The sequence below is a fragment of the Pseudovibrio sp. POLY-S9 genome, from assembly GCF_001431305.1.
Taxonomy (GTDB): Bacteria; Pseudomonadota; Alphaproteobacteria; order Rhizobiales; family Stappiaceae; genus Pseudovibrio.
In genome coordinates this window covers 745-8,085 of the sequence record NZ_LCWX01000224.1, presented here as the reverse complement: position 1 = coordinate 8,085, position 7,341 = coordinate 745, and the positions used below count along the sequence as shown (strand labels likewise).

Sequence of the window (7,341 nt, the reverse complement as noted above, 5' to 3'; positions counted from 1 at the left end):
ATTTGGCTCATAAAAACCGCGACATTCCAGTTATTGATAGCTCACTATATCCCTTATGAAACAAGGGTTAAAGACCCTACATAATGGAAGGAGAGCCTTTGAGTGCTCTCCTTCGGTATGACACCGCCAGATTCATACCGGTCGAGGTATTACCTCAGAAATTCGACATCCTCTAGCTGATCCTTCAGGTCTTTGCGGTGCTCCCATGAGGCCATGGTATCGACCTCGGGGTCATGTTTCTGGTGGTTGTCCGTGCGCACGTGCTGCCTTTCAAGGAATGGTTGATTCTGCAAGGCACTACCAATACTGCCTCCGAATTTCTGGAAAACAACCATCGTGGTTAGCGCGCCATATTGCAGGACCGACCAATCGGTAAAGTAGGAACGGTTGAAACACTTTGGCGCGTTCTTGGTATGCAGCGGCAGCGACAGGTCACCAAATTGCGCATGGCGCCGCACCAGCGCGCGCAGGAACTCGTGCTTTGCCTTGGAATAGACCCGCAATGCGTGGCGTTGGAAATTGATACGGTGAATTCTGCGGGCGCTGCCATCTTCGTTCCAGCCGGGCAACGTGTTCCACATCTTTCCGCTTGCATCAGGATTGCGATAGACCGCGCTGGTCAATGTCATGATCGAGTAGTCCGCCGCGAGCACCAGGTTCTTGTAAATCTGATCTGTGTTTTCGCGCAACTTCGACCGTTCGGTTGCCGTGGTCTTGCGGTTGGCGATCCACAGCTCATCGTAGGCGCACATATAACCGTAAACGATGGTTGCCTCGATCTTGCGGGGGTTGACCTCGGTCAGGCCCAGCGTGGGCACGCGCGGGGCGATATCTATAACATCCACCCCTGTTGCACGACCAACGCCAATAGGGTCGTTCAGATGGGATTGCCCGGCATTCAGGCGGCGGCCGAATGCCACATCCGTCCGGGTGATTTCAGCGAATGTCAGCGCAACGGCGCGCCCAGCGACATCGGTCCATTTCGGCATGGGTTTGCCAGAGGTGGGCGTTGACAGGTCGTCGTCGAACGGTGTCGGAGCGGGTTCGATCGGTGCGCAGTAGATCGCCACGATCTGATCGGCGCCCGCATCGACCATGGATTGCAAAGGCAGGTTTTCACGGATTCCGCCATCGTTGAACCATAGCGACCGCGTGCCCCCAAACTTGTCATGGCTAAAGGTGATCAGGCGTGGCTCGAAAACGCCGGGAAATGACCCGGATGTCAGCGCGGCCTTGATCATCAGATCGGGAAAGCTGTCGTTGACGTTATCAGACACATCAATGGACACGATTTTACAGTCCAGAAATTCGCGCGGGTGGTACATGTCGTGCACCCCGTCGCGGTCCGGATAAAGCAGGCGGCCCTGTTCGGTGATGTAGGCGGTCACGCCGGTTTCAAGACAATTGACGGAAATCCGCCACTTGATGCCCGCACGGCGCGTATCGTGGTCGCCCGCCAAAGCCTTCAATCGCGTTTCAACAGGATCGAGCACGGCGATGCTGCCCGTTAGGTTCATCAGCTTCTCTAGAACTTCGAGATCTTGCTCAAGCTCTTGTCTGACACCTGCCCCAGCACCCAAGACCCCACCCGCGATGGCGCCAATGATCAGCCCGCCAATAATGCCGATAGGCCCAAGGCTGGTGACCACCGCAAGAATTGCCAGGCCGCTTGCCGCCCCAAAGCCGCCCCAAAGCGCTGGCAACATGGAACCAGTCGTTACCAGTTCGTCCATGACCATCTTCTTTGGGTCGAGCGTGCCGACCTCTCCGGTCAACGCGGCATTAATGACGCGGCCTGCAATATGGGATTCACGGCTGGCTTTTCGTACCTCTGGCCGCAGTTTCAGCATGTCATTCACGTTCTGCAGATCCGTGTATTCGCGAACCGCATCGTCGACACCGGGCATGCCACGGTCCAGCATCAGGATTCGCGAGGTGATGGACCCGGTAGATGCGCTGCCAATCACCTTGAGGTGCTTGGATTTTTCCAGATCCAGTTCCGCGAGGAACCGCATGGCACCGACGCCAAATGCACCTTTCAGCCCGCCGCCTTGCAGGCCGATGCCGAACGTCCTGCGTGGATCTGGCCGCCAATGAAACGCAAGCCTGCTGATCGGGGCCGGCCGGGGTGGTTCCAAAAGCGACCCACGCAGTGGAGCTTGGCCGTTGCTGACAATCTGACAGCCCTTTCTAATAATGCCCTTGTCGATGGCCCGAATTGTAATTTCAATGGTGTCGCCTTCTTGCGCTCGGTCTACTTCCTGGCGGTCCTTGGCCAACCGGGTGATCATTGATTGAAAGATCAGGTCGGGTTTGGCGTCTGCCGCGGCCTCAAACGGTAGGGCATCGTAGAAATCGACCCTGTCAGTGACCGCGGCTTCGCCGCTGATCACCTTGCCGAGGAAGACGATACCGATCCCATTGACGGACGCCGCGAAACCATCCTCAATCACGATAATAAACTGTTTCATATGAACCTATTAAAGTAATGGTGAGCTGACTATAGCAATGCCTTAGATGTCGTAAATGTTCTTTGCGTTACCTTTAATCGTGCAATTAGGGTCTTGTATGGATACCCTCGGGTTGGGAATAACAGAGCAGTTACGCTACGGCAGCGTAACGTGAACCTCATTGAACCCGCCAGAGCGGGCAGACCAAACGGGTACCCCGCAAACGGTTGGGTTGGCCACTTGCGCCGCGCCACAACACTAAACTTACCGTAGATGCGAGCAGATACTGCGTCAACGAAGTTCAACAACTCAATATGGCTTTGTCGCAAACTTGTAGTTTTCTTACAATTCACCTTGGGTGCAGGCGCAACTATCCTGCGAGCGCCACGAACTGACGGTAGGCTGGAACCACCTGCTGATCCAGTTGGCCTTTCCTGATCAGATGAGCGGTCTCGATACCAGCAACTGTCGCTTGAGTTGAATGAAAGGCCTTAGTGGTTTGGTCAGCCTCTTGATGAAGCGGTGATCTTGCTCAATGATATTATCAGGTATTTAACCTGCAAGGGGCGTTGTTGCATAAAGGCGCCTTCGCCCTTTATGGCCCAACTGGCCCGAAACTACGAAAGTGGCCAAAATCAAAATATTTGTGAATGAGGTGCCTTGCGCTGGAATCATAAACCCGTAGCTATTTGCTTTCATGCAATAATTTGAGGTTGGGTTGATGGATCATATAGCTGCGCGCGACTGGAGCCTGTCCTTCCAGGACCTAGAGTTTCTGTCATCATTGTCTCTGTCGGTTTGTCTTGAAGCAGCCTTCCAGATTTGCAGCGTTCGAAACGCAGGCAGATTTATCGAGGATTGGACTGGTCTCGATGAAGAGACGGTTGAATATGTTGCTTCCCAACTCGATATGCAGCCTGTTCATCCCCACCGGTCATATTCAGATCGGACTGCCCGCCGCTATCGATTGGAGATAGCAAGGTATCTTGGTCTAACCCGAACTCAGGCAGGTCATCGCGCTGAACTTGAAGTTTGGTTGCGTGATGTACTTTGCCCGAATGGTGGGACTATGGGCGATATGCTTGAGCAAAGTTTCTATTGGTTTCAGGAACGGCGTTTACTTCCTCCCGCCGAGGGGATTTTAACTCGCTTTATTCGCACTGCGCGAAAGACGTTTACTGATGATATCCTCAAGAACATCACAAATTCATTGACTGACGAGACAGTGGCGGCATTAGAGACCTGCCTTGCCAATCCACGTGGTGATCATGGATTTCAGCGTTTGAAAGATGATGTTGGAGCAGCAACATTGGACAACGTATTAGATGGGGCAAATCGGCTCGCTTTTATTCAGAAACTTACTTTGCCGTTAGTCTCGATTTCAAGCATTGATCTATCATGGATCAAAGTGCTGACCCGCCGTGTCGAGGGTGAAACCGCCTCTGAGATGCGACGGCATAGCCGGGATAAGCGACTGGGTTTGTTGGCCATCTATCTAATTTCACGTAGATGGCCTAATGAATACATAGCTCCGATAGTGGCCAAAATATAGAACGCACCATGAACATTGGCCGGAGTATAACAGTGGTCATGCTTTTTCATGCCTGATTGCCTTGCAGCTTGCACAGATCAATCAGGTTTACTTCCTTAAATCTGCAACCCCGAGTTCTTCCCACATCCAAAGGAAGTCATAGGGTTCTCCGAGATCCTTGTTGGATCCACTAGTCGTTTGCCTCTCAAGATACTTGATCCAGGCAGCAACTTTGTCTTTGCCTTTCTTGGTTCTGGCGGCTTGTCTGGGTGTTTTATCGTCAAGCATGGGGATCGGCTGATCGAGAGTTTCTCGGTAGTGCTGATCCATAAAGGCTTTATGGATTTCAGCCTCTTCCTGTGGGCTGAGATTCAACGGATCATGTGCACCGGTATCGCACTGGTGGTCGGCCAGAGCCTGCTCCACCGTCATGCGCTCAGTGAGCGGTTCGCGAACCATGTCGCCCAACAGTTCCTGCAATCTGGCTTTCAGGCGGCTGGCCCGCTCAACTGAGTTGACTTGTGCCTCCAGTTTTCTCCCTTTGAACTCGAGGCTTCCTAAGACAGTTCTGCCATCCGTGAGCTGGGACTGGAGTTGTTTTCCGTTGGTGGGATTGCGGCGCTTTTTCCCCGCTGGTTTGACCGTTTCAAACCAATTCCAAAACTTTTGTGTCGCCGGTTCCATATCGCCGGCTTCCGCCAAGATGGCCTGTATCTGTGTCTGCGTGACCCCTTTTGTGATTGGATAATGCAGAACGCAGAACTCGATTTCCTCGTCATCACTGTTATAGAGCTGCGGTATGTCACCGGCAGCACTCCCGGAAAGTACGTCAAGCAGGAAGATCTCTGAGATAACTGGTGCCATCATACTGAGAGCGACCTTGTGGGCAGTATCCTGGATTTTTTGATCATCAGCTGGCTCACCAGTGTGGTCAAACATCTCCTCAACGCCCATTTCCGCGTTTTCTGCCAGCTCATGGAACGCTTCAACCAGGTTAGCGGATATTTCAGGCCCAAAAGGCAGCAAGCAACCGGCAATGATACTTTGGTCTCGAACTGTGACAAGCCGTGTGGCGATATGTTGCCAAGGGGCGAGAGTCTGTGTTGCCGTCTTTTCCTCAACCCGGATTGGCTCACCGCCTCTCAGCAAATCACGGGCCAGGAAGGATTCTCCCGGTAGAATATCGCTGACCTCATAAAGGCTCATGGCAGAAGTGCGCATACTTTGCATAAAAGCTTTGGTCATTGGGGTTTCCCGCCAGCCCCGGCGCTTAAGGTAGGTCTCAATAACATTCCCGTCCTCGGTATCTCGGCTGAGAAAGTCCTCAAAGGCAGCTGCCCAGAGACTATTAAACCAGTGGGGTCCGATTTGATCTGCCAGCTCGTCAAATTCATCAATATTGTAAAGGTCGCAATAGGCGTGGAAGTGTTCATGTAAGACTTCCTGCAAATGTTCTGGCCACGGACCTTTAGCCATCCATTTGACCAGACTTTCAAAAACGGTTTTGGGAATATTCATAATTCTGTCTCGCTTGTTACCAGAGCCCATCAAACCGGCTCGCAGCTGTGCGGGTGTAATGGGCTGTGTGCCGCGGGTCACGATGGCCCAGATAATCCTGGATCAAGCGTAAATCATAACCCCGATTGGCCAGCGCAAACCCGCAGGAATGGCGCAGCATATGCGGGTGGACATGACCAAGCCCCGCCGCTTGTGCGGTTGTCGTCACAATGTAATTCACGGCTTGCCGGGTCAAGGACGTCTTGCGCTCGGATATGAACAGCCAGGGAAGATGATCTTCTCGCCACGACAGCCAGCGACGGATGGCCCGCAATTCGTCACCGGCAATGGGTTGTTCCACACTCAGTCCGTTCTTGAGCCGCGGCACCCAAAGACGGGCTTGCGCCAGGTCGACATTTTCATTGCGCAGAGATATCAGTTCGGACACGCGCAGGCCGTGGCGATATATCATGAGCAATAGGGCATGGTTGCGGATGCCATGACGTCCGGATTTGGCAGCCCGCAACAGCCGGTCGATTTCAGCTTCGCTGAGATAATCTTTACCCCGCTCACCGGCATCGACCGTTGTAGCCGCATTACTCTTTACATTTCGCCGTTTGGACATAGCGCATCACTCTTCGCTATCACATTGGTTTGCCTCACCTGATTTTCCCATACTCTTTACAAAATACGTCTTTTGTAAAGAGTTCTATGCCGCTTGCCGACCTTCAAAATCAATTCGCTGTTCCATATCAACCTCAAATCGACCATAGGGGTTGATGTGACTATAAATCAGCGGCGTCAGGCCTCGGTAGTCTTCAGCAGCTAGACGGTCTGCCCAAACAGGGTCAGAGAGCACTGACTGCACCATACAGGTATTGACGTAAACCAGTGAGGCTTGCAGTAAATGCAAAGACAAGGCCGAGACCTCCTGATCCTCAACTCGGTTGCTGGCTATCTCCCCGCCCTTACCGAAGAACACAAAGCCATTTGCGCTGTTCCAGTTCTCAACCACATTGAGCCCTTCGTTGATTTCCCGGCGATAATTTTCTGAGCGTAAGTAACGGCACAAGAAGATTGTCTTGATAGCTCGGCCAAGTTCAGTCAGCGCCTTATAAGTGGGGTGCATGACTTCGGAGCGTGCAAAGCGGCGTAAAATGGCTTCCGGATCTGCGGTTCTGTGCTGCATGGCAGCAGCATACTTAACCATCTCGTCGTATTGGCGGGCAATCTCCTCCCAATTGATAGCGCTGGAGAGGATTGGCAGTAGATTGCCAAGTTCACCGCGCATTGCATTTGAGGGCAGTGCAAGTTTCTGCCGGCTGATTGCCTTCAGGCGCGGGGCGAGCTCGAACCCCAGCAGATGGCAGAATGCAAAGCCGACAACGCTTTGCCCATGGCTGTCAACATATTGGCGCTGGATCTCCATGTCAGTGCAATGACGCAACACGCCTTCGATCATAGCAGCAACTTCAGAAGAGGAACAGCGCTTCAATTGAGAGTAGACACAGGTGGCCTGCCGTTCCACATGCCAGTAGATCATCACGCCGCGGCCACCGTACCGGGCATGCCATTCTGTCATAAGATTGCGATCCCACGCTCCAAACTTGGTGGAATCAGCAGCGCAAGCAGTGCCGGCTTCGCCCCAGATGGCCGGATTGCGGATTACCAAAGTGGCGTCTGCCACACGGGCACAGGCCGCCCTTAAAGCAGCAGGGTGAATATAATTGCGGCGTACACGCAGCAATTCCTCATAGCTGACATCCGCAATACCTCCTGCAATCCGCTTCAGACCAGCGTTAGTGCCAAGACCGTAAAGACAAAGCAACAGGCGCCGATCACGGACATTGGGGGCCAGCACCT

The 7,341-nt window shown here is 53.1% G+C and carries 5 protein-coding genes and 1 pseudogene; 1 reads left to right on the top strand and 5 read right to left on the bottom strand.

Annotated features, from left to right (window positions below; all coding sequences use genetic code 11):
- Positions 1-149 precede the first annotated feature (149 nt).
- Both PPL9_RS22625 and PPL9_RS31545 read right to left on the bottom strand, forming a co-directional pair.
- A complete protein-coding gene (locus PPL9_RS22625; protein ID WP_057464846.1) occupies positions 150-2,471 on the bottom strand; it encodes a patatin-like phospholipase family protein in 2,322 nt (773 codons plus the stop codon).
- A 349-nt stretch (positions 2,472-2,820) separates the two neighbouring features.
- A pseudogene (locus PPL9_RS31545) lies at positions 2,821-2,996 on the bottom strand (IS6 family transposase); the annotation flags it as partial.
- Positions 2,997-3,171: 175 nt separating this feature from the next.
- Here PPL9_RS31545 and PPL9_RS22620 point away from each other — a divergent pair.
- A complete protein-coding gene (locus tag PPL9_RS22620; protein WP_057464845.1) occupies positions 3,172-4,002 on the top strand; it encodes a DUF4158 domain-containing protein in 831 nt (276 codons plus the stop codon).
- A gap of 87 nt (positions 4,003-4,089) precedes the next feature.
- On the opposite strand, the gene PPL9_RS22615 is transcribed toward PPL9_RS22620, so the two are convergent.
- The 3 genes from PPL9_RS22615 to PPL9_RS22605 all read right to left on the bottom strand — a co-directional run.
- Positions 4,090-5,499 (bottom strand): hypothetical protein, encoded by a 1,410-nt coding sequence (locus tag PPL9_RS22615; protein ID WP_152986798.1) that lies wholly within the window; start codon positions 5,497-5,499, stop codon positions 4,090-4,092.
- Between the two features lie 16 nt (positions 5,500-5,515).
- A complete protein-coding gene (locus tag PPL9_RS22610; protein WP_057464842.1) occupies positions 5,516-6,103 on the bottom strand; it encodes a tyrosine-type recombinase/integrase in 588 nt (195 codons plus the stop codon).
- A gap of 84 nt (positions 6,104-6,187) precedes the next feature.
- Positions 6,188-7,341: Tn3 family transposase (locus PPL9_RS22605; protein ID WP_152986797.1), on the bottom strand; the 1,154-nt coding region annotated here is incomplete at its 5' end.